This window comes from Arthrobacter sp. zg-Y750 (assembly GCF_020907365.1).
Classification (GTDB): domain Bacteria; phylum Actinomycetota; class Actinomycetes; order Actinomycetales; family Micrococcaceae; genus Arthrobacter_B.
The window spans coordinates 1-25,372 of the sequence record NZ_JAJJOC010000013.1 but is presented as its reverse complement, the minus strand read 5'-3'; the positions used below and the strand labels follow the sequence as shown (position 1 = coordinate 25,372).

General features: G+C 65.7%; 24 protein-coding genes. 7 read left to right on the top strand and 17 right to left on the bottom strand.

The window, feature by feature from the left end:
- Window positions 1-5: 5 nt before the first annotated feature.
- The 3 genes from ctaC to LOC57_RS07955 form a co-directional block, all read right to left on the bottom strand.
- On the bottom strand, window positions 6-860 hold the full coding sequence (gene ctaC / locus LOC57_RS07965) for an aa3-type cytochrome oxidase subunit II (protein ID WP_227911431.1): 855 nt from the start codon (window positions 858-860) through the stop codon (window positions 6-8).
- Between the two features lie 181 nt (window positions 861-1,041).
- The gene (locus LOC57_RS07960; RefSeq protein WP_227911432.1) at window positions 1,042-1,422 is read right to left on the bottom strand and encodes a HesB/IscA family protein; all 381 of its coding nucleotides are present in this window, start codon (window positions 1,420-1,422) and stop codon (window positions 1,042-1,044) included.
- Between the two features lie 163 nt (window positions 1,423-1,585).
- A complete protein-coding gene (locus LOC57_RS07955) occupies window positions 1,586-2,995 on the bottom strand; it encodes a dipeptidase (RefSeq protein ID WP_227911433.1) in 1,410 nt (469 codons plus the stop codon).
- Window positions 2,996-3,033: 38 nt separating this feature from the next.
- Here LOC57_RS07955 and LOC57_RS07950 point away from each other — a divergent pair, with 38 nt between their 5' ends.
- Window positions 3,034-3,627 carry a DUF3043 domain-containing protein gene (locus LOC57_RS07950; RefSeq protein WP_227911434.1) on the top strand — a complete coding sequence of 198 codons (594 nt, stop codon included), beginning with the start codon at window positions 3,034-3,036 and terminating at the stop codon, window positions 3,625-3,627.
- Window positions 3,628-3,718: 91 nt separating this feature from the next.
- Here LOC57_RS07950 and LOC57_RS07945 read toward each other — a convergent pair whose 3' ends face one another.
- Window positions 3,719-4,783: a quinone-dependent dihydroorotate dehydrogenase gene (locus LOC57_RS07945; protein WP_227911435.1), complete on the bottom strand. Its 1,065-nt coding sequence runs from the start codon at window positions 4,781-4,783 to the stop codon at window positions 3,719-3,721.
- 78 nt (window positions 4,784-4,861) lie between these two features.
- Between LOC57_RS07945 and LOC57_RS07940 the strand changes: the two genes are divergently transcribed.
- Window positions 4,862-5,863 (top strand): alpha/beta hydrolase, encoded by a 1,002-nt coding sequence (locus LOC57_RS07940; RefSeq protein WP_227911436.1) that lies wholly within the window; start codon window positions 4,862-4,864, stop codon window positions 5,861-5,863.
- Here LOC57_RS07940 and LOC57_RS07935 read toward each other — a convergent pair.
- From LOC57_RS07935 to LOC57_RS07900, 8 genes are all read right to left on the bottom strand, one after another.
- Window positions 5,860-6,684, bottom strand: a complete 825-nt coding sequence (locus tag LOC57_RS07935; RefSeq protein ID WP_227911589.1) for an isoprenyl transferase — start codon at window positions 6,682-6,684, stop codon at window positions 5,860-5,862. The two genes, LOC57_RS07940 and LOC57_RS07935, sit on opposite strands and share 4 nt — an antisense overlap.
- A 35-nt stretch (window positions 6,685-6,719) precedes the next feature.
- Window positions 6,720-7,469, bottom strand: a complete 750-nt coding sequence (gene recO / locus LOC57_RS07930) for a DNA repair protein RecO (protein WP_227911437.1) — start codon at window positions 7,467-7,469, stop codon at window positions 6,720-6,722.
- Window positions 7,470-7,547: 78 nt separating this feature from the next.
- Window positions 7,548-9,290 (bottom strand): 2-isopropylmalate synthase, encoded by a 1,743-nt coding sequence (gene leuA, locus LOC57_RS07925; protein ID WP_227911438.1) that lies wholly within the window; start codon window positions 9,288-9,290, stop codon window positions 7,548-7,550.
- 177 nt (window positions 9,291-9,467) lie between these two features.
- Window positions 9,468-11,003 carry an LCP family protein gene (locus LOC57_RS07920; protein ID WP_227911439.1) on the bottom strand — a complete coding sequence of 512 codons (1,536 nt, stop codon included), beginning with the start codon at window positions 11,001-11,003 and terminating at the stop codon, window positions 9,468-9,470.
- A gap of 117 nt (window positions 11,004-11,120) precedes the next feature.
- Entirely contained in the window at window positions 11,121-12,050 is a 930-nt protein-coding gene (gene era, locus LOC57_RS07915) for a GTPase Era (protein WP_227911440.1), read from the bottom strand.
- On the bottom strand, window positions 12,043-13,359 hold the full coding sequence (locus LOC57_RS07910; RefSeq protein WP_442860134.1) for a hemolysin family protein: 1,317 nt from the start codon (window positions 13,357-13,359) through the stop codon (window positions 12,043-12,045). Before LOC57_RS07910 ends, era begins: the two co-directional genes overlap by 8 nt.
- A gap of 20 nt (window positions 13,360-13,379) precedes the next feature.
- Window positions 13,380-13,856 (bottom strand): rRNA maturation RNase YbeY, encoded by a 477-nt coding sequence (gene ybeY / locus LOC57_RS07905; protein ID WP_227911442.1) that lies wholly within the window; start codon window positions 13,854-13,856, stop codon window positions 13,380-13,382.
- Window positions 13,853-14,911, bottom strand: a complete 1,059-nt coding sequence (locus LOC57_RS07900; RefSeq protein WP_442860135.1) for a PhoH family protein — start codon at window positions 14,909-14,911, stop codon at window positions 13,853-13,855. The genes ybeY and LOC57_RS07900 overlap by 4 nt, the downstream gene beginning before the upstream one ends.
- A gap of 380 nt (window positions 14,912-15,291) precedes the next feature.
- Between LOC57_RS07900 and LOC57_RS07895 the strand changes: the two genes are divergently transcribed.
- Window positions 15,292-16,263, top strand: coding sequence for a GerMN domain-containing protein (locus tag LOC57_RS07895; protein ID WP_229959045.1), 972 nt, complete (start codon window positions 15,292-15,294; stop codon window positions 16,261-16,263).
- A gap of 20 nt (window positions 16,264-16,283) precedes the next feature.
- On the opposite strand, the gene LOC57_RS07890 is transcribed toward LOC57_RS07895, so the two are convergent.
- From LOC57_RS07890 to hrcA, 3 genes are all read right to left on the bottom strand, one after another.
- On the bottom strand, window positions 16,284-17,066 hold the full coding sequence (locus LOC57_RS07890; protein WP_229959043.1) for a 16S rRNA (uracil(1498)-N(3))-methyltransferase: 783 nt from the start codon (window positions 17,064-17,066) through the stop codon (window positions 16,284-16,286).
- A gap of 1 nt (window position 17,067) precedes the next feature.
- On the bottom strand, window positions 17,068-18,207 hold the full coding sequence (gene dnaJ / locus LOC57_RS07885) for a molecular chaperone DnaJ (protein ID WP_227911446.1): 1,140 nt from the start codon (window positions 18,205-18,207) through the stop codon (window positions 17,068-17,070).
- 104 nt (window positions 18,208-18,311) lie between these two features.
- On the bottom strand, window positions 18,312-19,325 hold the full coding sequence (gene hrcA / locus LOC57_RS07880) for a heat-inducible transcriptional repressor HrcA (RefSeq protein WP_229959041.1): 1,014 nt from the start codon (window positions 19,323-19,325) through the stop codon (window positions 18,312-18,314).
- Between the two features lie 163 nt (window positions 19,326-19,488).
- Between hrcA and LOC57_RS07875 the strand changes: the two genes are divergently transcribed.
- Together LOC57_RS07875 and LOC57_RS07870 are read left to right on the top strand one after the other, a co-directional pair.
- A complete protein-coding gene (locus LOC57_RS07875) occupies window positions 19,489-20,337 on the top strand; it encodes a DUF3097 domain-containing protein (protein ID WP_229959040.1) in 849 nt (282 codons plus the stop codon).
- A gap of 121 nt (window positions 20,338-20,458) precedes the next feature.
- Window positions 20,459-20,881, top strand: coding sequence for a DUF4870 domain-containing protein (locus LOC57_RS07870; RefSeq protein ID WP_442860712.1), 423 nt, complete (start codon window positions 20,459-20,461; stop codon window positions 20,879-20,881).
- 66 nt (window positions 20,882-20,947) lie between these two features.
- On the opposite strand, the gene hemW is transcribed toward LOC57_RS07870, so the two are convergent.
- Both hemW and lepA read right to left on the bottom strand, forming a co-directional pair.
- Window positions 20,948-22,180, bottom strand: a complete 1,233-nt coding sequence (gene hemW, locus LOC57_RS07865; RefSeq protein ID WP_227911449.1) for a radical SAM family heme chaperone HemW — start codon at window positions 22,178-22,180, stop codon at window positions 20,948-20,950.
- Complete coding sequence (gene lepA, locus LOC57_RS07860) at window positions 22,177-24,030, bottom strand: translation elongation factor 4 (protein ID WP_227911450.1); 1,854 nt, start codon at window positions 24,028-24,030, stop codon at window positions 22,177-22,179. The genes hemW and lepA overlap by 4 nt, the downstream gene beginning before the upstream one ends.
- A gap of 178 nt (window positions 24,031-24,208) precedes the next feature.
- On the opposite strand from lepA, the gene LOC57_RS07855 reads away from it, so the two are divergent.
- Together LOC57_RS07855 and rpsT are read left to right on the top strand one after the other, a co-directional pair.
- Entirely contained in the window at window positions 24,209-24,838 is a 630-nt protein-coding gene (locus LOC57_RS07855; protein WP_229959038.1) for a type II toxin-antitoxin system PemK/MazF family toxin, read from the top strand.
- A 173-nt stretch (window positions 24,839-25,011) separates the two neighbouring features.
- Window positions 25,012-25,272, top strand: coding sequence for a 30S ribosomal protein S20 (gene rpsT, locus LOC57_RS07850; protein ID WP_227911452.1), 261 nt, complete (start codon window positions 25,012-25,014; stop codon window positions 25,270-25,272).
- The last annotated feature ends 100 nt before the right edge of the window (window positions 25,273-25,372 follow it).

Below are 25,372 nucleotides of genomic sequence, written 5' to 3'. Positions count from 1 at the left end.
TCCTCCTACCTCCTAACTTCGCTTGATTCTGAGTTGTACTGGCGGTCGTACTCGCCGGTCACCTGGCCGTCGGGCAAGGTGGCAACGTAGTCGTTGTAGTCGTCTTCGCTGAGGACCTCTACGTTGAAGAGCATTTCGGAGTGGTACTCGCCGCAGAGCTCGGCGCACTTGCCGTCAAAGGTTCCGGTCTTGCCGGTTTCCAAGGTGATGACGTTGGTGCGGCCCGGGTAGATGTCCATCTTCTGCAGGAACGCAGGCACCCAGAAGGAGTGCTGGACGTCGCGGGTGTTCAGCTGCAGTTCGATCGTCTTGTCGACGGGCAGTACCAGTGTCGGGAACTCGTCGGCAGAGACTTCCTGGCCGTCCAGGTTAACCTGGGTGCCCTGGTAGTACTTGTCTTCGTTGACGTAGTTGAAGTCCCAGGACCACTGCTTGGCGCGGACGTCTACGACGACGTCGGGATCATCACTGCGCTCGTTGATCGCCTGGATGTCCTGGTTGGTGAAGTAGAACAGCACCAAAACCATGAACAGCGGAACCGCCGTGTAGAAGATTTCCAGCGGCAGGTTGTAGCTGAGCTGGCGGGGGTATCCGGTCTCATTCTTGCGCCGGCGGTAAGCGACCATGCACCACAGGATCAATGCCCAGGTGAGGATACCTACAGCCAGGGCAGCAATCCATGAGTTGACCCAAAGGTCCATGATGCGGCCGGTGTGGTTAGTGGTGTCGCGGTCCGTAGGCAGCCAGCCCTTTTGGACTTCCGATGAACACCCCGATAAAAACAACGCGCCGGCCGACGTTACGGCTGAGATCTTTAAGATCCTGGCGCGTCGGCTGCTGGTTCGGTCCTGCGAACTCACAGACGGCCCTTCCTCTTGTTGCGTGCAAGTGCTGCCCGGCCGGGGACAAAAAAGTTCCCGGTTGCAGGCATTAGTTTTACTACTACGTGTAGAGCTTACCCGTACGGGCGGCCATCCAGTGACAGATCGCCGCCGCGCCGGGGAAATAAAGCTCTGCTTTTAGGGCCGTCGGGCCGGTGTGTCAGTGGAAGGAGTCTCCACAGGCGCACGAGCCGCCCGCATTCGGGTTGTCGATGGTGAAGCCCTGCTTCGAGATGGTGTCCTCGAAGTCGATGGATGCCCCGGAAAGGTAGGGAACGCTCATCTTGTCCACAATGACCTCGACGCCGTCGAAGTCCCGGACGGCGTCGCCGTCCAGGACCCGCTCGTCAAAGTACAGCTGGTAGATAAGTCCCGAGCAGCCGCCGGGCTGGACAGCAACGCGGAGACGGAGGTCCGTACGGCCCTCCTGCTCCAGCAGGCTGCGGACCTTCTGTGCGGCTACGTCCGAGAGCATCACTTCGTGCGTGGGCAGCTCAGTATCTGCCGCAGCGGTGATGTTTTCGCTGGTGGAAACGCTCATAGTTTCTCTCTTTCCTCAGCTGGTTTCCCGCTGGCAAGCCGTCGCGCCTGCCGCAGGCCGAAACCAGTGTCTCAATGGTACGTCCCGTATCCCCCAACGATCTAACAGATACCGGGGACTGATCCATTCCCCCGGTCATCCGTGCGCCCCGGCTGCCGGCCGATCAGCCTTCGCGTGCACCCAGGCGGGCCAGCAGCAGTGCTTCGGCCAGGATCGCGTTCCGGAAGTCGTTCAGGTCCAGCGATTCGTTGGCGCTGTGTGCCCGGGAATCCGGGTCCTCCACCCCGGTGATGAGGATCTGAGCGGACGGGAACAGCTCCACCAGGTCTGCAATGAACGGAATGGAGCCGCCCATGCCCGACTCCACGGGCTCCACTCCCCACGCGCGGCCCAGTGCCCACAGTGCGGTCCGGGCCGCACTGGCACTGGTGTCGGTGGCGAAGGCGTTGCCCTTCTCCCCCGGTGTGAAGGTGACCTTCGCGCCGAACGGTGCATTGGCCTGCATGTGGGCTTCAATGGCTTCCATGGCTGCTTCCGGGCTCTGGCCGGGAGCAAGGCGCAGGCTGAACTTGGCACGCGCCTTGGGCTGAATGGTGTTCGAGGACATCGCGACGGTGGGGACGTCGATGCCGATGATGGACAGGGCCGGCTTGGTCCACAGGCGGGAGGCGATTGACCCGGTACCGGCCAGCTGCACGCCGTCGAGCAGCGAGGAATCGGCGCGGAAATCGGCTTCGGGGTAGTCCACGGCCGCGTCGTCGGTGGCGACGAGCCCGGAGATGGCGACGTCGCCGTCGGCGTTGTGGAAAGTGGCGATCAGCCGGGCGAGCAGCGTGGGCGCATCCAGCACGGGACCGCCGAACATACCCGAGTGCACGGCGTGGTCCAGCACCTGGACTTCCACTGTGCCGTCCACCAGTCCGCGCAGGCTGGTGGTCAGGGCCGGAACGCCCACCTTCCAGTTGCCCGAGTCCGCCACCACAATGACGTCTGCGCGCAGCAGGTCCTGGTAGGTCTCCAGGAAGGTGCGGAAGGTCGGCGAACCGGCTTCTTCCTCTCCTTCAATGAACAGGGTGACGCCTACGCCGGACTCTTCGCCCAGGACGTCCTCCAGCGCACGCAGGGCACCGATGTGCGCCATGATGCCGGCCTTGTCGTCTGCAGCGCCGCGGCCGTAGAGCCGCCCGTTGCGTTCCTCGGCGCTGAAGGGATCGGATTCCCAGAGGTCCGGATCTCCCGGCGGCTGCACGTCGTGGTGCGCGTAGAGGAGGACGGTGGGAGCGCCGGGGCGGGCCGGGCGGCGGGCGACGACGGCGGGGCCGCCGGGCGTGCCGTTGTTGTCCACGCGGAGTACCTGCACGTCTTCGATGCCGGCTTCGCGGATCAGCTCCGCCACGGCGGCGGCGCTGCGGTTCAGGTGCTCGGGGTCAAAAGAGTCCCACGCGATGCCCGGGATGCTGACCAGGGACTTGAGCTGCTCGACGGTCCGCGGGAAGTCTGCGGCCACGCTGGCGCGCAGGGCGTCCTCATGGATCTGCGCGGGAATGGGGTCTTGTGCGGGGTTGGAAGTCATAGCCAAAACCCTACAATCTTTCACGGTATCCTTGGGGTGTGTTCGGACGAAAGAAAGAAGCGCCCACCGCGCAGGAAACTGTGGACCAGGCTGTCGCCGCTGAAGCCGGCGCCAGGGAACGTGCCGGCAAAGGCGCTCCCACACCCCGCCGCAAGGACCAGGAAGCCGCACGCCGGCGCCCCCTGGTCCCCGATGACCGCAAGGCGGCAAAGGCTGCTGCCCGCGACTCCATGCGGGCGGAACGGCTGAAGACCCGCCAGGCCCTGGACACCGGCGACGAGCGTTATCTTCCGCTGCGCGACAAGGGCCCCAACCGCAGGTTCATCCGCGACATTGTCGACGCCCGCCGCAACGTGGGCGAATACGTCATGATCGCGGCCCTGGTGTTCGTCATCTTCAGCTTCATCCAGAACGTAGATGTCCAGCTGTTCGTGATGGCCGCCTTCTGGGTGCTGATCCTGGCTGTTATCGCCGACAGCTTTATGCTGCGGCGCCAGATCCGCAAGCGTCTCACCTCAAAGTTCGGCGGTCCCAACTCCGGCGATGTCTGGTACGGGGTGTCCCGCTCCCTGCAGCTGCGCCGCTTCCGGCTCCCGAAGCCGCAGGTGGCGCGCGGACAGTACCCCGCCTGACCCGTTCCGCTTACCGGAAGGGGGAAGGGCCGACGGCGGCCCTTCCCCCTTTTTTTGTGCCTGCTTTCCAGGCCTGCTCTCCGGGCGCCGCCTAGCCGCGCGCCAGTGCCCGGTTGATGCGTGCCGCCCAGAACGGACCTTCATAGAGGAAGGCCGTGTAGCCCTGCACCAGGGTTGCCCCGGCAGCCAGGCGTTCCCGGACATCCGCTGCGGTTTCCACTCCCCCGACGGAGATGATCGCGCAGCCGCTGCCTTCCAGCCGGGCGTGCAGCCGGCGCAGGACCTCAAGGGAACGCCGTTTCAGCGGTGCACCGCTTAGTCCGCCGACACCGCAGGAGATCACCTGCTCCGGGTCCGTGGCCAGGTTTTCCCGCGTGACGGTGGTGTTGGTGGCAATCACCCCGTCCAGTCCCAGTGACAGCGCCAGTTCTGCGACGTCGTCAATATCCTCATCCGTCAGGTCCGGCGCGATTTTTACCAGCAGCGGCACATGCCGGCCCGCGGCGTCGTCCGCAGCATTGCCCACCTGCGTGAGCAGCGGCCGCAGGGAACTGATGTCCTGCAGCAGGCGCAGGCCGGGGGTGTTCGGCGAGCTGACATTGACGGCGAGGTAGTCCGCGTGCGGCGCCAGGGTGCGTGCACTGGTGAGGTAGTCCTGCACAGCGTCGGCCAGGTCCACCTTTTTCGTCTTGCCGATGTTGATCCCGATCACGGGACGGGGCTCACTGAAGGTGCGGGCCAGCGCCCTCCGCGCTTTGTCCAGGCGCGGGGCGACGGCGGCGGCGCCGTCGTTGTTGAAACCCATCCGGTTGATGACCGCACGGTCTTCGACCAGGCGGAAGAGCCGGGGTTTGGCGTTGCCCGGCTGCGCCTGCGCGGTGACCGTGCCTACTTCCACGTGGCCGAAGCCAAGGTTCGCCAGGGCGCCGATGCCGGAGCCTTCCTTGTCGAACCCGGCGGCCAGGCCGAAGGGCGAGGGGAAGGACAAGCCGAGGGCCTCGGTGCGCAGACCTGCCGCCGGCCGCATCAGGCGGCGCATCACGGGTGCTGCGGGAGTCCGGGCTGCGGCACGGATCAGCGCAAAACCGATCCGGTGGGCCCGCTCGGGATCCATGCCGGAGAAAACGAGGCGGAAGAAGGTGGGATAGATGCGCATACTCCAAAGAATTCCAGAACCTGCACGTCCGGCCAAACCCTGCCCGCCGCTGCTGCACGCTCCGCTATTGTCGAAGGCATGCACCACGATCAGCCGAACTGGAAACCCGACGTCCTGGGCGTTGGATTCCGGAGTATGACGCTGGACCTCGGGGCAGACGAGGAAGGCCCGCTGGTTGCCACCCTGGTCTCCTATGTACCGGTGCAGGCGGCACCGGTAAAGGGGACCGTGGATACCGTTCTCTACCTGCACGGCTGGAGTGACTACTTCTTCCAGGCGGAGCTTGCGCGCTTCTGGGCGGAACAGGGTGCGGTGTTCTATGCACTTGACCTGCGCAAGTACGGCAGGAGCCTGAGGCCGGGACAATCCGAAGGTTACGTGAGCGACCTCGCCGAGTATAACGCCGACATCGAAGCGGCGCTGGCCGCCGTCGCCGAGGATGTACAGGCCCGGTACGGTGCCGATGCAACAGTCCGGACCACGCTGATGGCGCATTCCACCGGGGGGCTGGTCGCCGCGCTGTGGGCGCACCGCAACCCGGGCCGGCTCCGGGCCCTGATCCTGAACAGCCCGTGGCTGGAAATCAGCGGCAGTTCCATGCTCCGCTTCGCCACCAGCGGGCTGGTGGAACCGGTGGCACGCCGCCGGCCCAAAACACGGTTGAAGATCCCCGAATTCGGTTTCTACTTCCGCAGCATCAGCGCCGAAATGGACGGGGAGTGGCCCGTAGACCCGGCCTGGCGTCCGCCCTTCAGCTTCCCGGTGCGGGCAGGCTGGATTCGGGCCGTGCTGGCCGGGCACGCACGCGTGGCCCGGGGACTGGACATCAACGTGCCCGTCCTGATGCTCGCCTCTGCGGCCTCCACCATCGCCCCCGCCTGGAATCCGCAGATGCTGCGCACCGACAGCGTCCTGGACGTCTCCCTGATGGTCCAGCGCGCGGTGCTGTTGGGTCCGGAAGTCACTGTGTACCGCTTCGACGGCGCCCTCCATGACACCTTGCTTTCCGCGCTGCCGGTCCGGACCCGCGTATACGCCGGCATCAAACGCTGGGCCTCCGCGTTTGTGTTCGGCGGCTAGGCCCCGGCGGCCTCATCTACTGCGGCCGGGTCGGCTGCGGCCTGGCCGACGGCGGCCTGATCGACGGCGCCGCCGTACCTGCGGTCGCGCCGGGCATAGATCTCCACCGCTTCCCACAGGGTCCGCCGGTCCACATCCGGCCAAAGCGTGTCCATAAAGACCATTTCAGCGTAGGCCGACTGCCAGAGCATGAAGTTGGAGAACCGCTGCTCCCCCGAGGTGCGCAGGAACAAGTCAACGTCCGGAAGGTCCGGTTCGTCCAGGTACTTCTGGATGGTCTTTTCGCTGATGGACCCCGGCCGCAGCCGCCCCTTCTGCACATCTGCGGCAATCGCGGCCACGGCGTCGGCAATTTCCGCCCGCCCGCCGTAATTCACGCACATGTTCAGCGTGCATACCGTGTTGCCGCGGGTGGCCTCCTCAGCGGTCTCCAGTTCCTTCACCACGCTCTGCCACAGCCGCGGGCGGCGTCCGGACCAGCGGATCCGGACGCCCCATTCGTTCAGCTGGTCCCGCTGGCGCCGCAGTACGTCGCGGCTGAAGCCCATCAGGAAGCGGACTTCTTCCGGGGAGCGTTTCCAGTTTTCGGTGGAGAAGGCGTAGACGGAGACGTGCCGGATACCCATTTCGATGGCGCCTGCCATCACGTCCAGCAGTGCCGCCTCGCCGGCGCGGTGCCCCTCGGTCCGGGGCAGTCCGCGCTGGTTGGCCCAGCGTCCGTTGCCGTCCATCACAATAGCCACGTGCGCGGGCACCAGCTCCGCTGGCACCGGCGGCGGCACCGCCCCTGAGGGATGCGGTGTAGGCCGGATAACCGGCATTGCCGGAACGGCGGAGGGGGTTTTTGAACGCAAGGTCAGACACGCTCCACGTGTTGAAGGGACCGCAGCACCCGTTCCAGGTGCCACTGCAGGTAACCGGCCACCAGCCCGGCGGATTCGTGCCGCGGCTGTGGTCCGGAAGCATCGGCCGCCGGCCAGTCGCCGCTGAGCAGCGCCGCCAGCAGCGTCATGGTTTCGGGGGACGGCGACGCCGAGCCGGGCGGGCGGCACACCGGGCAGACCGCTCCGCCCAGCGGCGCTGAAAAAGCGGTGTGCGGACCCGGCGCACCGCACCGGGCGCAGTCGGTGAAGCTCGGCGCCCACCCAGCCGTGGCCAGCGCGCGCAGCAGATATGAGTCCAGGATCAGTTCCGGGGCGTGCGCACCGCGGCTCAACGCGGCAAAGGCGCCGATCACCAGCTGGTAGTGCGCCTTGGCCGACTCGCCGTCAATGTCGGTGAGCCGTTCGGCCGTTTCGGCGACGGCGGCGGCGGCCGTGTAGCGGGCATAGTCGGATACTATGCCGTGCCCGTAGGCGCCCTTGGTCTGGGCTTGGGTAACGATGTCCAGGTTCCGGCCGTGCGAGAGCTGGAGTTCGGCCACCATAAAGGGTTCCAGCCGCGCCCCGAACTTGCTCGAAGTCCGCCGCACGCCCTTGGCCACGGCGCGCACCTGGCCGTGCTCGCGCGTCAGCAGCACGAGGATGCGGTCCGCCTCGCCCAGCTTGTGGGTTCGCAGGACCACGGCATCATCACGGTAGGTGCGGGATGCGAAGGATTTGGCCACCCGGCTATTTTCCCACGTCCGGACGCCCCGGCGGACACTGCCGCCGGGCGCGTCCGGACACCGTTGCGAAGGGCAGGATCAGCCCTGGTCCCGGATGGCCCGGTTGACCGCGGAAATGACCGCTTTCAGCGCGGACATGGTGGTGTTGGGGTCTATTCCCACACCCCACAGCACCCGCTCCCCCACCGCGAGTTCCACGTAGGCCGCCGCGTGGGCGTTTCCACTGGCCGACAGTGCGTGCTCGGTATAGTCCAGCAGGCGCACGTCAATGCCGTCCTGGCCGAGGATTTCCAGCAGTGCGGCAATGGGACCGGTTCCACTGGCCATCCGCCGCTGGGAGACGCCGTCAACACTCAGGGTGGCGGTCAGGTTGAAGCGGCCGTCCGCGGGTGTGTCGGCGTTCACGGAGATCAGTTCATAGTGTCCCCACGCGGCGGCGTCGGACTCCGGGGTGTGCGGCAGGTACTCGTCCTGGAACACCTTCCACAGCTCAGCACCGGTGATCTCGCCGCCGGCAGTATCGGTGCGGCGCTGGATGACGCCGGAGAACTCGATCTGCGCGCGCCGCGGCAGGTCCAGGTTGTGCTCGTTCTTAAGCAGGTAGGCCACCCCGCCCTTGCCGGACTGGGAGTTGACCCGGATAACCGCTTCATAGCTGCGGCCAATGTCCTTGGGGTCAATCGGCAGGTACGGAACGCCCCACGCAATTTCGTCCACGGTCTTGCCTTCGGCGGCGGCGTCTTTCTCCATGGCCTCGAAGCCCTTTTTGATGGCGTCCTGGTGGGAGCCGGAGAAGGCCGTGAACACCAGGTCGCCGCCGTAGGGGGAACGCTCGGGCACGGGCAGCTGGTTGCAGTACTCAACGGTGCGCCGGATTTCGTCCATGTCGGAGAAATCGAGCTGCGGGTCGATGCCCTGGCTGAACATATTCATGCCCAAGGTCACCAGGTCCACGTTGCCGGTGCGCTCACCGTTGCCGAACAGGCAGCCCTCAATCCGGTCCGCCCCGGCCAGGTAGCCCAGCTCCGCTGCGGCCACACCGGTCCCCCGGTCATTGTGCGGATGCAGGGAGAGGATCACCGAGTCCCGGCTGGCGAGGTTGCGGTGCATCCACTCGATGGAGTCCGCGTAAACGTTGGGGGTGGTCATTTCCACGGTGGCCGGCAGGTTCAGGATCATCTGCCGGTCCGGGGACGCTTCCAGCACCTCGGCGACGGCGTCGGAAATGCGTGCGGCGAAGTCCAGTTCAGTGCCGGTGTAGGACTCCGGGGAGTATTCATACGTGACGTCGACGCCGCGCAGCTGTTCCTCGTACTTTTTACACAGGCGGGCACCGCTGAGCGCAATGTCCACGATCCCGTCCCGGTCGGTGTTAAAGACCACCCGCCGCTGCAGGATCGAGGTGGAATTGTAGAGGTGCACAATGGCCCGGTCTGCGCCTTCGAGCGATTCGTAGGTCCGCTCGATCAGGTGTTCGCGGGACTGGGTGAGGACCTGGATGGTCACGTCGTCCGGGATCCGGTCGCCTTCAATGAGCTGCCGTACAAAGTCGAAGTCCAACTGGGATGCGGAGGGGAAACCGACCTCGATTTCCTTGAAGCCCATTTTCACGAGCAGGTCGAACATCTTGTGCTTGCGCTCGGGAGTCATGGGGTCAATGAGGGCCTGGTTGCCGTCCCGCAGGTCCACCGCGCACCAGCGCGGCGCCTTGGTGATGAGTTTGCCGGGCCACGTCCGGTCCGGCAGGTCCACGTTGATCTGCTCGTGGAACGGTACGTACTTGGACGTCGGCATGCCCGAGGGCTGCTGTGCGTTGCGCATGGTGTTGGTTTGGCCTTTTCTCGTCGATCATCAGAAACGGTGGCCGGGCAACACGAACTCCGCAGCGGGGGGTCGGCCTAAGCAGGTGCTTGTGGAGCCTCGCCGCGGCAGCTAAGGAGAAGGATCTCTGCGTGCACGTGATCACACTAACACGCAGGCGATCCCCCGCTTCAAATGTTAGTTTCCAAATGCGGACTGGCACGTAACCTGCGCAGCGGTCTGGCCGCTCAGGTCACCGACGTCGCCCAGGTCCTTCATGGCGGAGCCGGAGGCGAAGTCCGCTCCGATCTCCACGGAAACACCCGTGTAGGCCGCACTAAGGACCACCTGCACGTCCGGGATATTCAGGGTCCGGGCCACTTCCAGCGCCATCTCCTCATAGCCGTAACCATAGAAGATCTGCGTTGCCGGACTCTGCGTGGACGCCGTGCCGCCGGCCAGTGCCTGGACAAACCCCTTCGAGAGCAGGACTTCGGCTACAGCCTTGTCCCGTCCCGAAGCGCCGGAGGCGTTCACCAGCGTGACGGGCACAGTTGCCGGATCCACCACCGGAACCGTGGGCTCCTCTGTGACCGGCATGCCGGTGGCTGCGTCAGTAGAGGCATCCGTCGGGGTCCCGGTGGTTCCAGGTGCGGTGGGCTCTGCGGTCACACCCTGGTCGGAGACCAGTGCGTCAAAGAGCGGCTGCGCCTTTTCCTCGTCAAGCACGAGGCGGTTCGGGTCCAGTTCCCAGGGCACCACCGGAGCGGTCACGAACGCCACCTTGCCCAGGTCCACGTCCTTGAGCCGGGTGGCGAGGGAAACCAGGTCCGGAATCTGCGCCAGGCCCTCGTCCACGGTGAGGTTCTTGGTGACCGTCTCGGCCATGGAGTACAGCTTCGGCAGGTTGTTCAGCGTACCTTCGTCCTTGACCTTGCGGACCATGGAGGCCAGGAAGCTCTGCTGGGCGCGGATACGGCCTTCGTCGCCGCCGTTGCCGAATCCGTGCCGGGTGCGCAGGAACGCCAGTGCCTGTTCGCCCTGGACGGTGCTGACACCGGCGGGAAGATCCAAACCTGAAAGCGGGTCATTAACCGGCTGGTTGACGCACACCTCCACGCCGCCGAGCGTGTTCGACAACTCCTTCACGGCATCGAAGTCGGCCATCATGAAGTGGTCGATGGTCAGGCCGGTCAGTTCGTTGATGGCTGCAACCGTGCAGCCCGGGCCGCCGTTGCCCAGGGCGCCGTTGAGCTGGCCCAAGTCCATGGCGTCATAAACAACGCCGGAGGCCGGATCTTCACACTGGGGCAGCGGGACCAGCAGGTCGCGGGGGAAGCTCACCACGGTGACGTTAGAGCGGTCCGCGGAGAGGTTCACCAGCATCATCACGTCGGAGTTGTTCGAGTTCTGCCCGTCGCGGTTGTCGGTGCCCAAGACCAGGATCTGCATGGGATCGGTGTTGGCATCCACCTGCTCAACCGGAGCGTCACCCGAACCCAGGTTCAGCGGCTCGGTGTCAAAGTTGCCCTGCAGCCGCATGACCTGCACCACGCCGAAAACGACGCCGGCCACGAGGACCAGCGAAAGGAGGGCGGCAATACCCTTGAGGACCGGATGCCCGGCGGAGGCCCGCCGGGAAAGATGCCTGCCACCCGGTTCCGCGGAACCGCCTGTCCTGGCACTGGTATTTCCCAAGGGGCCGCCGCCCGTTGCGGCACGGCGAGATGACATAGCCGGTCCCCTTCATGAATCGATATGCTCAAACGAATGTACAAAGTGTACGGGCTGACCCTGTGAGTTACGCGGGGGCAGGCACCGTGGCGGCCGGAAGAGCCGGCCGGAGCGGAGCTAGAACCCCAGCTTCACCAGCTGCTTGGGGTCCCGCTGCCAGTCCTTGGCGATCTTGACGTGAAGGTCAAGGTACACCTTCGTGCCCAGCAGCGCCTCGATGCCGCGGCGCGCAGTTGTTCCAACGTCCCGCAGGCGGGACCCGCCGCGGCCGATGATAATGGCCTTCTGGGAAGAACGCTCTACGTACAGGTTCACGCGTACGTCCAGCAGCGGGTTCTCCTCGCTGCGGCCTTCGCGGGGAACAATTTCCTCCACAACCACGGCAAGGGAGTGTGGCAGCTCATCCCGCACGCCCTCCAGGGCGGCTTCCCGGACCAGTTCTGCCACCATAACGGCCTCGGGCTCGTCCGTCAGCTCTCCGTCCGGGTACAGCGGCGGCGAGGCAGGCATGTGGCCGGCCAGCACGTCCGCTACGGTACCGACCTGGAAACCGTCCGCAGCAGAGACGGGTACGACGTCGGCCCAGCCGGCCTCGCCCAGCACCTCATTGCCCAGCGCGGTGACAGACATCAGCTGCTTGGCCAGTGCCGCGCGGTCCACCAGGTCGGTCTTGGTGACCAGGGCAATCACGGGAGTGCGTTTCAGTGCCGCCAGCTGGGCGGCAATGTAGCGGTCGCCGGGGCCTACGGCTTCGTTGGCCGGCAGGCAGAACCCGACGGCGTCGACCTCAGCCAGGGTGTCAGCCACCAGCTCGTTGAGCCGCTTGCCCAGCAGGGTGCGGGGGCGGTGCAGTCCCGGGGTGTCCACGAGGATCACCTGTGAGTCTTCGCGGTGCACGATGCCGCGGATGGTGTGCCGGGTGGTCTGCGGCTTGGCGGAGGTAATCGCCACCTTGGAACCGACCAGCGCATTGGTCAGGGTGGACTTGCCGGCATTGGGCCGGCCCACCAGGGAAACGAATCCTGCGCGGAACTGCGGTTCAGTCATTACGGGGTACCAATTCTGTAGAGCGGGAGCGCGGGGCCGGGTTCTGGCCCTCATCGCTGGATTCTTCGGAGTCTTCCGGGGAAGCGGCCTTCCAGGCCAGGACATGTGAAACCCGGTTGCGCCGGCCTTCCAGGCGTTCGGCGTGGAGGACGATGCCTTCCACTACCACCTCGGAACCGACAATCGGGACGCGGCCGAGGGCTTTGGCCAGCAATCCGCCAACCGTGTCCACTTCATCATCCTCCAGTTCGACGTCGAACAGTTCGCCGAGGTCGTCGATGCCGGTTTTGGAGCTGACGCGGTAGCGGTTTTCGCCGAGGTTTTCGATTTCGGGGCGCTCCGAGTCGTACTCGTCGACGATTTCGCCGACGATCTCCTCAATGAGGTCCTCAAGCGTCACCAGCCCGGCAGTTCCGCCGTATTCGTCGATCACCACGGCCACGTGAGTGGATTCCCGCTGGAGTTCCTGGAGCAGTTCACTGACGGCCTTGGATTCGGGCACGTAGCGGACGCTGCGGGCAAAGTCTTCGACCTTTTCCACGGAGCCGCGCTCGGGATCGCTGTGGATCCGGGCGGCTACGTCCTTGAGGTAGAGGATGCCCACCAGGTGGTCGGCGCTGTCTTCGATGACCGGCACCCGGGAGTATCCCGAACGCAGGAACAGGGACATGGCCTGGCGCAGGGTGCTGCCCGCTTCGATGCAGACCATGTCGGTGCGGGGAACCATCACCGAGCGGACCTTGGTGTCACCGAGTTCGAAGACGGAATGGATCAGTTCCGCTTCGGTGTCTTCGATCATGTCCGCATCGGAGGCGCGGTCCAACAGCTCCCGGAATTCCTCTTCGGTAAAGAAGGCGGCATCCGGGCCCTGGGTGCCGGGAGCCACGGCCGTGCCCAGCCGCACCAGCCAGCCGGGGATCGGACCCAGGACGGCGCGCAGCACGCGGACCAGTCCGGCGGTGAGGACCACGACGGCGGTAACGTGCTTGCGTCCAATCTGCCGCGGGGACACCCCCACCAGGACAAAGCCGACGGCGGCCATGGTGACGGTCGCCAGCAGCCCGGCCAGCCAGATGTTGTCCAGCAGCAGCTGGAACAGCGTGGCCACGGAAACCGCCATCGCCATTTCGAACCAGACGCGCCAGAACCGCAGCGCGTGCATGTGCGCCACGGGGTGTGCCAGGATGCGGCGCAGCGGTGCGCCTGCCTTGCCGTGAAGCAGCGCCTCGGCGTCCTGGCGGGGCAGGTAGCCGTACGCCGATTCGGCTGCGGTCAGCAGCCCGGCCAGGACCATAAAGGCCATGGCCATAACAACAAGGACACCAATGCTCAACTTCGGGTCTCCTTGGGGGCCTGTTTACCCAGGTAGGCGGAGAGCAGGCGGCGCTGGAGGCCGAACATTTCTTTCTCTTCCTCCGGTTCGGCGTGGTCGTATCCGAGCAGGTGCAGAACGCCGTGTGTGGTCAGGAGAAGCAGTTCCTCGTCGGTGCCGTGCCCGGCGTCGGCGGCCTGGCGTGCGGCTACCTGCGGGCACAGCACAATGTCGCCCAGGACGCCGGCCGGGGTGATTCGTCCGGCTGTTCCGGGACGCAGCTCATCCATGGGGAAGGAGAGCACATCGGTGGGGCCCGGCAGGTCCATCCACTCGATATGCAGCTTTTCAATGGCATCCTCGTCCACGAGGATGATGGACAGGTCCGCTTCGGGGTGCACGTAGAGGCTGTCGAGCAGGTACCGGCCCAGCCGGGCCAGTCCCTCTTCGTCCACTCCGGGCGCGCTGGATTCGTTGTTTACTTCAATGCTCATGAACGGGCCTCCCGCCCGTGGCCGCCGTTGCCGCGGCTGTTGGACTGTCCTTCGTCGCTGCGCGCGGCGCTGCGGCTGCGCTTTGCCTCGTCCCACTCGCTGTAGGCAGTGACAATGTCGCTGACCAACCGGTGGCGTACGACGTCGACCGCCTGGAGTTCGGAGAACGCGACGTCGTCGATGTCGCCCAGGATGTCGTGCACAATACGCAGCCCCGAGGCTGTGCCGCCGGGAAGGTCCACCTGGGTGACGTCTCCGGTGACGACCATCTTGGAGCCGAAGCCGAGGCGGGTCAGGAACATCTTCATCTGTTCGGGCGTGGTGTTCTGCGCTTCGTCCAAAATGATGAACGCGTCATTGAGGGTCCGGCCGCGCATGTAGGCCAGCGGCGCCACCTCAATGGTGCCTGCCGCCATCAGCCGCGGAATGGATTCGGGGTCCATCATGTCGTGCAGCGCGTCGTACAGCGGTCGCAGGTACGGATCAATCTTGTCGCTCAGTGTGCCCGGCAGGAAGCCGAGCCGCTCCCCCGCTTCAACGGCCGGCCGGGTCAGGATGATCCGGTTGACCTCCTTCTGCTGCAGCGCCTGAACGGCCTTGGCCATTGCCAGGTATGTCTTGCCGGTGCCGGCCGGCCCGATGCCGAAGACCACTGTGTTGCGGTCAATCGCGTCCACGTAGTTCTTTTGGTTCAGGGTCTTCGGCCGGATGGTTTTGCCCCGGGTGGAGAGGATGTTCTGGGTAAGCACGTCCGCCGGGCGGTGCGTGCTCTGGTCACGGAGCATGCTGATCAGCTGCTCGAGGACCTGCGGGGTAACCCGGGTCTGGTTCCGGGCCAGGACACGGACCTCGTTGACCAGGCGGACGGTCTGCTCCACATCGGCCGCGGGTCCGGCAACCGAAAGCTCATTTCCCCGGACCAGCAGGCTCACCTCGGGATTGGCCGCCTCAATGATCCGCAGGGCCTCGTCGTTGGCCCCCAGCGACTGGACCATGTGTTCCGTGGAGTCAAAGACAATTGTCTGGTTGTCCAGTCGGATGGTGCCGATTTCCATTGAAGATTCGGTCATATAGACGGCCTTTCCAGGCCTTTCATCGCCCCTTATTGAGTGCTGTTGGGTGTGCTGCTGTTGGGTGGTTCGGTGCGCCGTACTCCGCGTCCCTTTTACTAAAAACGCCGCAGTACGGGGCTTTATTTCCCTGCACGTGATTCCTGCGCCCCTGCTGGTGCCTGCGCCGCGCAACTCCGGCTACGTAAATCTTACTTGATCTGCCCGCACCCGGGCGGAACACCATGGGCTTTATCTCGGGGCCGCAACGGTGATGTCTCAATCGTGTTTCAGTCCGGCCGCGGTCCCGCGAACAGCACCGGTGGGCCCGAAACCGTGTGCGAAGGTGGATGACGTACCTGTTAGCGACACCTTAAGGAGGGTTGATGTCCACCGGAAAAACCCGCCGTGCCCCATCCCCCTCCATGTGCCGGCGCCGGCTCCTGCTCGCCGGGTCCGCCCTGGCAGCCGGCGCCGTGATGCTTGGCGGCTGCGGCGTGGTGGCAGAGAATGCCACCACCACCATGCCGACGTCGGCCAACGCCGGCGAAACCGGCGGAGGTGCCGCCATGACCATCTCCCCGCCCGCCGAGGCGGCCTCGGCTTCTACCTTGATGCCGGTCTACTGGCTCGGCCTCAACGAAACAACCGTGAGCCTCTACCGGGAGTTCCTGCACTCGGACCACACCGGCGATCCGGTCGGCGAGGCAGTCCGGGCAATGACGGCGGGGAAACCGCTGGACCAGGACTATTTCACGCCATGGCATCCGGCTGACAGCGTCACCGCTTCCATTTCCAGCAAGAACGTCATCACGGTGGACATCTCCTCGGATGCGTTCAAGGGCTCCCTCGACTCCGGAATGGCCCACCGTGCCGTGCAGCAGCTGGTGTACACCGCCACCGCCGCTGCCGCCAACGCGAAACTCACTGCGGTGGGCCAGGAAAGCACGGTGGTGATCCTGGTGGACGGCAAGGCGGGCTATCGTGCGTTCGGGCATGTCCCGCTGGATGAGCCGCTTCGCCGGGACACCAAGCTGGCTGCTCCCATCTGGATCATCGATCCGCAGGAATCCCAGGTGCGCGGCAGTGACGTGGAGATCAGCGGCACCGCGGTGGCGCAGCCTTCCCAGCTGTACTGGCGTGCCGAGCCCGTGGTGGACGGCAGGCCGTCCTCGGCAGCCGTGGCTGCGGGCACCGTGGACCTGCCTGCCGCAGTAGGGGAAACCGGGAGGTTCAGTTTCTCCGCGACCCTCGCACCGGGCGACTACAGTATCCGTGTCTTCTACGGCGGACATGAATCGGCCGGAGATTCCAAGCGGATCACGGTTATCTCCGATCCCGGCTCCCCCGAGGGGTAAGGCGCCCTACGGCGGCCGGACTACCAGCGGCCCAGCAGCTGATTCAGCACGGCCAGCGCAGAAGGACCGGCGGTGGAGGACCGCAGCACATGCGGGCCCAGCCGGACCGCCACCGCGCCGGCGGCACGCAGCTGTTCCAGCTCCGCCGGGCTGATACCGCCCTCCGGTCCCACAACCACCGCAATGGAAGCCTGCGCCTCATCCGGCCCGGCCGGACCAGCGCGGCGGTCGCCGAGTGCCGCCAAGGCCCCGGCGAGGGGTGCGTCGGCTTCCTCATGCAGCACCAGTACCAGGTCCAGGTCCGAGAGACGGCGGACCAGGGCCTTGCTGTCGAGCAGCGGCTCAACCTCGGGAATGCGGGAGCGGCGGGACTGCTTGGCGGCGGCGGTGGTCAGTGCCTGCCACTTGGCCTGGCCCTTGACCGCTTTCTCCGTGCGCCACCGGACAATGCTGCGGTCCGACTGCCACGGGATCACGGCATCCACGCCCAGTTCCGTGGCCGCTTCGACCGCCTGCTCATCACGGTCTCCCTTGGCGAGGGCCTGCACCAGGACAAGGCGCTCAGCCTCCGCCGGCTCCTGCGTTACCGCTTCCACGGCCAGTTCCAGCAGGGACGGGCCGGTCACGGTGACGGTGCCGGTGATCCGCCGTCCGGCACCGTCCACAACGTCCACCGGCTCGCCGGGGGCAATCCGCTTCACGGACACGGCATGGCGGGCTTCCGGTCCTTCCAGGCGGAACGAGCCGCCGGGGCGGACTGCTGCCACCAGCTCCGGATCCCCGAAGAAAATGGGGTTGGTCATCCTAGAGGTTGCCCAACCGGTCCCGCAGTTTCGCGAAGACGCCGGAGTTCGAACTGTTCAGGCGGCCCTCGCTGTATTCCTCCCCGCGCAGCTGGGCGAGTTTGCGCAGCAGCTCTTCCTGCTCGGAGTCCAGCTTCTGCGGGGTTTCCACGTGCACATGCACCCGCAGATCGCCGCGGCCGTGGCCGCGCAGGTGCGTAACACCGAGTCCGTTGAGGACGGAGACCTCACCGGACTGGGTGCCGGGCTTGACCGTGATTTCACGTTCGCCGTCGAAGGTGTCGAGGGTGACCGTGGTGCCCAGGGACGCCGCAGTCATCGGGACGGTGAGGGTGGCGTGCAGATCATCTCCCTCGCGGAGGAACGTCGGGTCATTGTTGACCCTGATTTCCACGTAGAGGTCGCCGGCGGGGCCGCCGGCCATGCCGGCCTCGCCCTGCTGGCTGAGCTGGATCCGGGTGCCGGTGGCGACGCCGGCGGGGATCTTGATGGTCAGTGTGCGGCGGTTGCGGACCCGGCCTTCACCGGAGCATTCGTGGCACGGATCCGGAATGACGGTGCCGAAGCCGTTGCAGGTTCCGCAGGGGGCCGAGGTCATGACCTGGCCGAGGATGGAACGTACAGCCCGCTGCACCTGGCCGGTGCCGTGGCAAATGTCGCAGGTCCGCGGGGATGTGCCCGGCTGGCAGCACGATCCGTCACACGTGGGGCAGACGACGGCGGTGTCGACGTCGATCTTCTTGTTGACGCCGAAGACGGCGTCCTTGAGGTCGATCCGCACGTTGATGAGCGCATCCTGGCCGCGCCGGGCCCGCGAGGCGGGTCCCCGGCCGCCGCCGGGGGCTGCACCGCCGAAGAAGGTGTCGAAGATGTCCTGGAAACCGAAGCCCTGGCCGCCGAAGCCGCCGCCGCCGAAGCCGTTGTCGGTGCCGTTCTCGTTGCCCGTGGTGTCGTAAATGCGGCGCTTCTCCGGATCCGAGAGAACCTCGTAGGCGTGCGTTACGGCTTTGAACTCATCGGATGCACCCGGAGCATTGTTGACGTCCGGATGCAGCTTGCGGGCAAGCTTCCGGTACGCCTTCTTGATTTCTTCACCCGTGGCGTCTCGTCCGACGCCCAGAACCTGATAGTGATCGCTCACTCGTGCACATCGCTTCCTGTATTGCCTGCCTCCGGTGGTGGAGGCGTAGTTTGTGGTCCGCCGGGTGGCCCGGCGGGACGGCCGCGCAGCTGGTGCGGGCCGGCCTAGTTATTGAGTATTCGGGAGAGGTACCGCGCCACGGCCCGGACGGCTGCCATGGTGGTGGGATAGTCCATCCGGGTGGGCCCCAGGATGCCGACCTTTGCCGAAGCGTCGGGTCCGTACCCCGTGGCCACCACCGATGCTTCGGATAGTCCGCCGTGCGGGTTTTCCCGTCCAATCCGGACGGCAACACCCCGGGCGTCCTGCTCCATCTCGGACAACAGCCGCAGCATCACGACTTGTTCCTCGAGAGCCTCCAGGACCGGTCCGATTGTCAGCGGGAAGTCTACCGTGGAGCGGGCCAGGTTGGCCGTTCCGGCCATAACCATGCGGTCCTCCCGGTTAATTCCGGCGAGCATTTCCAGGCAGTGGCCCAACGAGGCAGCCACCCTCCGGGAAGCGGCAGGCACGGTGGCCAGCGCTTCGGCAAGGTGGCCGGTGATGCTGCTGAGCGGCGTGCCGGCAAGGGCGGCAAGGAAATGGTGGCGCAGGTCCAGCAGATCGGGTTCGGTCACCGGCTGCGGAACCGTGATGACCCGCTGCTCCACCCGTCCCGTGGTGGAAATCAGGACAACCAGCACCTGGGCCGGCGCCAGGAGGACGAATTCGATGTGGCGCACTTTGGCGTTGCCCAGGTGCGGGTACTGGACCACGGCCACCTGGTTGGTCAGCTGGGACAGCAGCCGTACAGTGCGGTCCATAACGTCATCCAGATCATCTGCGCCTTCGAGCAGGGACTGGATGGCACGGCGTTCCGGGGCCGAGAGCGGTTTCACGTCCGAAATCTGGTCCACGAACAGGCGGTAGCCCTTATCCGTGGGGATGCGTCCCGCCGAAGTGTGCGGGGCGGTGATGAGCCCTTCCTCTTCAAGGGCCGCCATGTCATTGCGGATGGTGGCCGAGGAAACACCCAACTGGTGGCGCTCCACCAGTGCCTTGGAGCCGACGGGCTCGCGTGAATGGACGTAGTCCTCGACAATGGCGCGGAGGACCTCGAGCCGGCGTGGCTCACTCATGGCTTTTCCCTCCCAGCGAATCGGCGGATGGTGCGGCGGGTTAGCACTCCCACTGCTCAAGTGCTAAGTCTAATACGGATCAACTGCGTTGCTAGCATTGAGGAACCCGTTCACCCCCTGCGGGCATTCCAGCCCAACCGAGCATCTGAGTGAGGCAATTTTCGTGTCCAGTTTTTCCTGGGGTCCGCAGGACATCACTGCCCCGGCCCGGACGGCCCTGCGAAAAGTCGGCGCCGAACCCGGCCTGGTCCTGGAGGATGTTGCCTCCGGCTGGGTGGGTGCCGTGGTGCGGGTGGAGAAATCCGGCGGGCTGCACCTGATGGTCCTGGAGGACCGCCGCGGAAAAACCAAGTCCTTCGAGCTGGGCTTTGGCTTCCTGCTGGAGGGCGAGCCCGTGGAGGTGGTGCCGGCGTCCGCGGCCGCGCCGGGCAGGGCCGCACCGGCCCGTACCGCGTCCGGATCCGTACGGGTGGCCAACCAACGCGCCCGCACCGCGCGGGCCAGCCGCATCTGGGTGGAAGGCAAGCACGACGCGGAACTGGTGGAAAAGGTCTGGGGCGATGACCTGCGCGTGGAGGGAATCGTCGTCGAGCCCCTCCACGGCGTTGATGACCTCTATTCGGCGGTCCGCGACTTCGGGCCGGGACCCGGGCGCCGCCTCGGCATCCTGGTGGACCATCTGGTCCCGGGGTCCAAGGAATCCCGGATTGCCGCCGAGGCAATGACCTGCCCCGGAGCGCCGGGCAACGTCCTCATTGTGGGCCACCCTTATGTGGATGTATGGCAGGCGATCAAACCCTCGGTGATCGGCCGGAGTGCCTGGCCGGTGGTGCCGCGGAACCTTGATTGGAAGACCGGCATCCTGCAGGGCCTGGGCTGGCCGCACCGGGACCACACCGACGTCGCCCTGGGGTGGAAGAAGCTTTTGGGGCAGGTGCACACCTATGCGGACCTTGAGCCCTCGCTGCTGGGACGGGTGGAAGAAGTCATTGACTTCCTGACTGTCCCTTAGGTGAGATGTGCGCCGCACCGGCCGTCTCCGTTCCGTTATAAAGCGGACCAGACAGTACGCTTGAGGAATACGTAGTAGCGGACCGACCCTGAGTCACCATGAGCCAAAAGGAAATTACGCCGTGTCCAACACACGCCAGAATCACCCGCCCCGCCCGGAAGAGCCCACGCAGCGACCCGTGTATCAGGGCGCTCCGGCCAACGCACTTCCGCTGACCGCTTCGGAGGACCGGCAGTGGGCAACCATGGCGCACTTCGGCGGCATACTCGCCTTCGTCCCGTCCTTGATCATCTACCTGGTCTTCCGCGACCGCGGCCCGTTCACTGCCCAGGAATCCAAGGAAGCACTGAACTTCACGCTACCGCCCAGCATTGCGGCGCTGGTGGTCTGGGCCCTGTCCTTTATTCCCGTGGTGGGCGGCTTCTTCGCCGTACTCAACGCCCTGATCTGGGTCTACGTGGCTGTGTCCTCCGTCATTGCCGGCATTGAGTGCAACCGGGGACGGCCGTACCGCTACCCGTTCAACCTGCGCCGCATCAAGTAGTTCAGCCAAATAAAATAGCCGGACCGGGACTAAGCCCGGTCCGGCTATTTTCGTTTGTGCCGGCGATCAGTCCGGCAGCAGCCGGCGGACCACCGCATCGGCCAGCAGCCGTCCGTTGCCGGTGAGGATCACTTTCCCGGTCAGCGCCGCCCGGGGATCCACCAGTCCGTCGGCCATCAGGCCCGCGACGGCCAGCCGGCCGGGCTCCCGCAGCCGGTTCAGTTCCAGGCCCTCTGCCAGCCGCGTGCGCAGCATGATGTCTTCGATGTACCGGGTGTCGGCGTCAAGCGTCTCCCGGCCCACTGAGGGCGACTCCCCCGCTGCGATCCGCTGGGCGTAGGCGGTGGGGTGCTTGGCGTTCCACCAGCGCACGCCGCCGGCATGCGAATGTGCGCCGGGGCCGATCCCCCACCAGTCGTCGCTGCGCCAGTAGGCCAGGTTGTGCCGGCACTGGTCCGCCGGGGTGCGCGCCCAGTTGCTGACCTCATACCAGGACAAGCCGGCTGCGGTCATCATTTCGTCGGCCAGCACGTACTTGTCAGCGTGGTCGTCGTCGTCAATCGGGGGCACCTCGCCGCGCCGCATCCGCGCCGCGAGCTTGGTCCCTTCCTCGATGATCAGGGCATAGGCCGAAATGTGGTCCGGCTCGTAGCTCAGGGCTTCTTCCACGGAAGTTTTCCAGTCCTCCATGGATTCGCCCGGGGTGCCGTAGATCAGGTCCACGCTCACGTGCAGGCCGGCGTCGCGCGCCCATTTCACTGCCTGCGGCACCCGCGAGGGGGTGTGCGTGCGGTCCAGGACCGCCAACACGTGCGGTACCGCTGACTGCATCCCAAAGGACACGCGGGTGAAACCGGCGTCGGCGAGCAACTGCAGGGATTCGGGGGTCACCGAATCCGGGTTCGCCTCGGTGGTGACCTCAGCGCCGGGCGCCAGGCCCCACTGGTCGACGGCGGTTGTGAGGATCATGGCCAGGTCCTCGGCCGGCAGCAGCGTGGGCGTGCCGCCGCCGAAGAACACCGTTTCCATCCGGCGCTCGGGCATCCCGGACCGGCGGAGCGCGTCCGCTGCGAAAACCACTTCGCGGGCCGCCGTCGCCCCGTAGGCCGCCTGGGAGGCGCCGCCGCCGAGCTCGGTGGCCGTGTAGGTGTTGAAATCGCAGTAACCGCAGCGGACGGAGCAGAACGGAATGTGGACGTACAGTCCGAAGTTCCGCTCCGCTGCGCCTTCTGCGGCCTGTGCGGGCAGGAGGCCGTCGGCGGGTGCCGGGTCTCCGAGGGGCAATGCGCTGGGTGTCACTTCTTGGATTTGTCCTTGGAATCGTCAGAGGAAAGTGCAGCCACGAAGGCTTCCTGCGGAACCTCCACACGGCCCACCATCTTCATGCGCTTCTTGCCTTCCTTCTGCTTTTCAAGCAGCTTGCGCTTACGGCTGATGTCGCCGCCGTAGCACTTGGCAAGCACATCCTTGCGGATGGCGCGGATGGACTCGCGGGCAATGATGCGCGAGCCAATGGCGGCCTGGATGGGGACCTCGAACTGCTGGCGCGGGATGAGTTCGCGCAGCTTGCCCGTCATCATCACCCCGTAGGAGTACGCCTTGTCCTTGTGGGTGATGGAGCTGAAAGCATCCACCTGCTCGCCCTGGAGCAGGATGTCCACCTTGACCAGATCGGCAACCTGCTCGCCGTCGGCCTTCCAGTCCAGGGAGGCGTAGCCGCGGGTCTTGGACTTGAGGATGTCGAAGAAGTCGAACACGATCTCGGCCAGCGGCAGGCGGTACCGGATCTCGACCCGGTCCTCGGACAGATAGTCCATGCCGCCCAGGACACCGCGGCGGGTCTGGCACAGCTCCATGATGGCGCCGACAAATTCATTCGGCGCCAGGATAGTAGCCGAAACCATCGGCTCACGGACCTCTTTGATCTTGCCTTCGGGGTACTCGCTGGGGTTCGTCACCGTGACGACCTTCTTGTCCTCGAGCGTCACCTCGTACTCCACGTTGGGCGCCGTGGAGATCAGGTCAAGGTTGTATTCACGCTCCAGCCGTTCACGGGTGATTTCCAGGTGCAGCAGGCCCAGGAAGCCCACCCGGAAGCCGAATCCCAGCGCGGCCGACGTCTCGGGTTCGTAGACCAGCGCGGCGTCGTTGAGCATCAGCTTTTCCAGCGCCTCGCGCAGCACCGGGTAGTCGGCACCGTCGATGGGGTACAGCCCGGAGAAGACCATGGGCTTCGGGTCTGCGTAGCCGGGCAGGGATTCCGTAGCCGGCTTGGCCAGGTTGGTAACCGTGTCGCCGACCTTGGACAGGCGCACATCCTTCACGCCGGTGATCAGGTAGCCCACCTCGCCGACCCCAAGTCCCTTGGACGGGGTGGGTTCCGGGGAGCTGACGCCGATTTCCAGGAGCTCGTGGCTGGCGCGGGTGGACATCATCTGGATTCGTTCGCGCGGGGACAGGGACCCGTCAATCACACGGACGTAGGTGACGACGCCGCGGTAGGTGTCATACACGGAGTCGAAAATCATGGCGCGGGCCGGGGCATCGGGATCGCCCTGCGGCGCCGGAATCTCGCGGACAATCTGGTCCAGCAGGGCTTCGACGCCCACGCCGGTCTTGCCGGAAACCCTCAGCACGTCCGCCGGGTCGCCGCCGATGAGCTTCGCCAGTTCTTCGGCGTACTTCTCCGGCTGCGCTGCCGGGAGGTCGATCTTGTTCAGCACCGGAATGATCGTCAGATCGTTCTCCATGGCCAGGTACAGGTTCGCCAGCGTCTGGGCCTCGATGCCCTGGGCGGCGTCCACCAGCAGAATCGCGCCTTCGCAGGCTGCCAGGGACCGGGATACTTCGTAGGTGAAGTCCACGTGGCCCGGTGTATCGATCATGTTCAGTGCGTAGGACTCGCCGTCGAGCTCCCACGGCATGCGCACGGCCTGGGACTTGATGGTGATGCCGCGTTCCCGCTCAATATCCATCCGGTCCAGGTACTGGGCCTTCATATTGCGGTGCTCGACGACGCCGGTGGACTGGAGCATGCGGTCGGCCAGGGTGGACTTGCCGTGGTCGATGTGGGCGATGATGCAGAAGTTTCTGATGATCGCCGGATCCGTCGCGGCAGGCACCGGCGAGAAGCGGGCCATAGGTGACACTGTGGCGGTTCCTTTACTGTTTCCGGGACAGGCCCGACGCCGCGCGGGTGCGCCTGCGTGCGGTGGCAGTGTCCAGGCTTTGCTGGTGGGTGTTTCTGTCGAATTAACAGTCTCCCACGTTTGCCTGCCCCAGCAGGAACCGAAGCGCCGTTGACTGCCGGACGCCTAACGTAGTGCCATGCCCTTTAACGCACGCACCTTCGCTTCCCTTGTCCGTTCCGCCGCCCGGCTGCTGGGCCAGGCCGGGTCCGGTGCCGGCACCGTTTCCGGGCAGGGGTCCCGGAACCGGACCGGCATAAAATCCCGGCCCGGGCCCGGCCGGCGCTCCCCAAGGCCGTCCTCCGCGCCCTCCCCCGGACCCAAGGCTGCGCCGTCGCACCCCCGGCAGGCCGCGGCGTCGGGCCCTACTGGATACGCGGGTGACTATGCGGGGCCCGTAAGTCCGGTCTACGCACCCCGGCCCGACGGCGATCCCGACCCCGGTGAGGTTGTATGGGCGTGGGTCCCCTACGAGGAAGACCCGGCGCAGGGCAAGGACCGCCCCGTGCTGCTGATCGGCCGCAGCGGTGCCCTGCTGCTGGGCCTGATGATGACCAGCCGGGACCGGAACAACACTGGATCGTCTGATCCGCGGTACCTGGACGTCGGTACCGGGCCGTGGGACAGTAAGGGCCGTCCCAGTGAAGTTAAACTGGACCGGGTGCTCCGCCTGGAACCGGAGAGCATCCGCCGTGAGGGCGCAGTGATGGATGAGCGGGTGTTCGGCCGGGTAGTCCGCGCACTGGCAAAGGTGCGCCCGGCGCGCTGAGCGCCGGTTGGCATACCGGCACCGAATCTCTGCTAACATTTATTGCTGTGTGTCCGCGCAGGTCGACGGGCACTTCAGTTCAGGCGCCATTACGGTATCCCCACGCCGCTCAGTCAATGTCTGGTCTGAAATTCCCTCACCGACCAAGTCCGCAATACAAAGAGAGTTTATAAGTGGCCAATATTAAGTCCCAGAAGAAGCGCATCCTCACCAACGAGAAGGCGCGTCAGCGTAACAACTCGGTGAAGTCCGAGCTGAAGACCGTCATCAACAAGGTTGATGTTGCAGTCAAGGCCAGCGACAAGGATGCAGCAGCCGAAGCGCTGAAGACCGCCAGCCGCAAGCTGGACAAGGCCGTCAGCAAGGGCGTAATCCACAAGAACAACGCTGCCAACCGCAAGTCGGCCATCTCCAAGAAGGTCAGCGCGCTCTAAGCAGCAAGCTAGCAAGACTTCCGGCGGGGGGGGGGGGGGGGGGGGGGGGGGGGGGGGGGGGTGGGGGGGGGGGGGGGGGGGGCCCCGCCCCCCCGGCCCG

Bases quoted from the DNA above. Each gene is read 5' to 3' on its own strand.
- LOC57_RS07960 (WP_227911432.1), bottom strand. From the start codon at position 1,422: ATGAGCGTTTCCACCAGCGAAAACATCACCGCTGCGGCAGATACTGAG.
- LOC57_RS07955 (WP_227911433.1), bottom strand. From the start codon at position 2,995: ATGACTTCCAACCCCGCACAAGACCCCATTCCCGCGCAGATCCATGAG.
- LOC57_RS07945 (WP_227911435.1), bottom strand. From the start codon at position 4,783: ATGCGCATCTATCCCACCTTCTTCCGCCTCGTTTTCTCCGGCATGGAT.
- LOC57_RS07940 (WP_227911436.1), top strand. From the start codon at position 4,862: ATGCACCACGATCAGCCGAACTGGAAACCCGACGTCCTGGGCGTTGGA.
- LOC57_RS07935 (WP_227911589.1), bottom strand. From the start codon at position 6,684: ATGCCGGTTATCCGGCCTACACCGCATCCCTCAGGGGCGGTGCCGCCG.
- leuA (WP_227911438.1), bottom strand. From the start codon at position 9,290: ATGCGCAACGCACAGCAGCCCTCGGGCATGCCGACGTCCAAGTACGTA.
- LOC57_RS07920 (WP_227911439.1), bottom strand. From the start codon at position 11,003: ATGTCATCTCGCCGTGCCGCAACGGGCGGCGGCCCCTTGGGAAATACC.
- era (WP_227911440.1), bottom strand. From the start codon at position 12,050: ATGACTGAACCGCAGTTCCGCGCAGGATTCGTTTCCCTGGTGGGCCGG.
- LOC57_RS07910 (WP_442860134.1), bottom strand. From the start codon at position 13,359: ATGGCCATGGCCTTTATGGTCCTGGCCGGGCTGCTGACCGCAGCCGAA.
- ybeY (WP_227911442.1), bottom strand. From the start codon at position 13,856: ATGAGCATTGAAGTAAACAACGAATCCAGCGCGCCCGGAGTGGACGAA.
- LOC57_RS07900 (WP_442860135.1), bottom strand. From the start codon at position 14,911: ATGGAAATCGGCACCATCCGACTGGACAACCAGACAATTGTCTTTGAC.
- LOC57_RS07895 (WP_229959045.1), top strand. From the start codon at position 15,292: ATGTCCACCGGAAAAACCCGCCGTGCCCCATCCCCCTCCATGTGCCGG.
- LOC57_RS07890 (WP_229959043.1), bottom strand. From the start codon at position 17,066: ATGACCAACCCCATTTTCTTCGGGGATCCGGAGCTGGTGGCAGCAGTC.
- hrcA (WP_229959041.1), bottom strand. From the start codon at position 19,325: ATGAGTGAGCCACGCCGGCTCGAGGTCCTCCGCGCCATTGTCGAGGAC.
- LOC57_RS07855 (WP_229959038.1), top strand. From the start codon at position 24,209: ATGCCCTTTAACGCACGCACCTTCGCTTCCCTTGTCCGTTCCGCCGCC.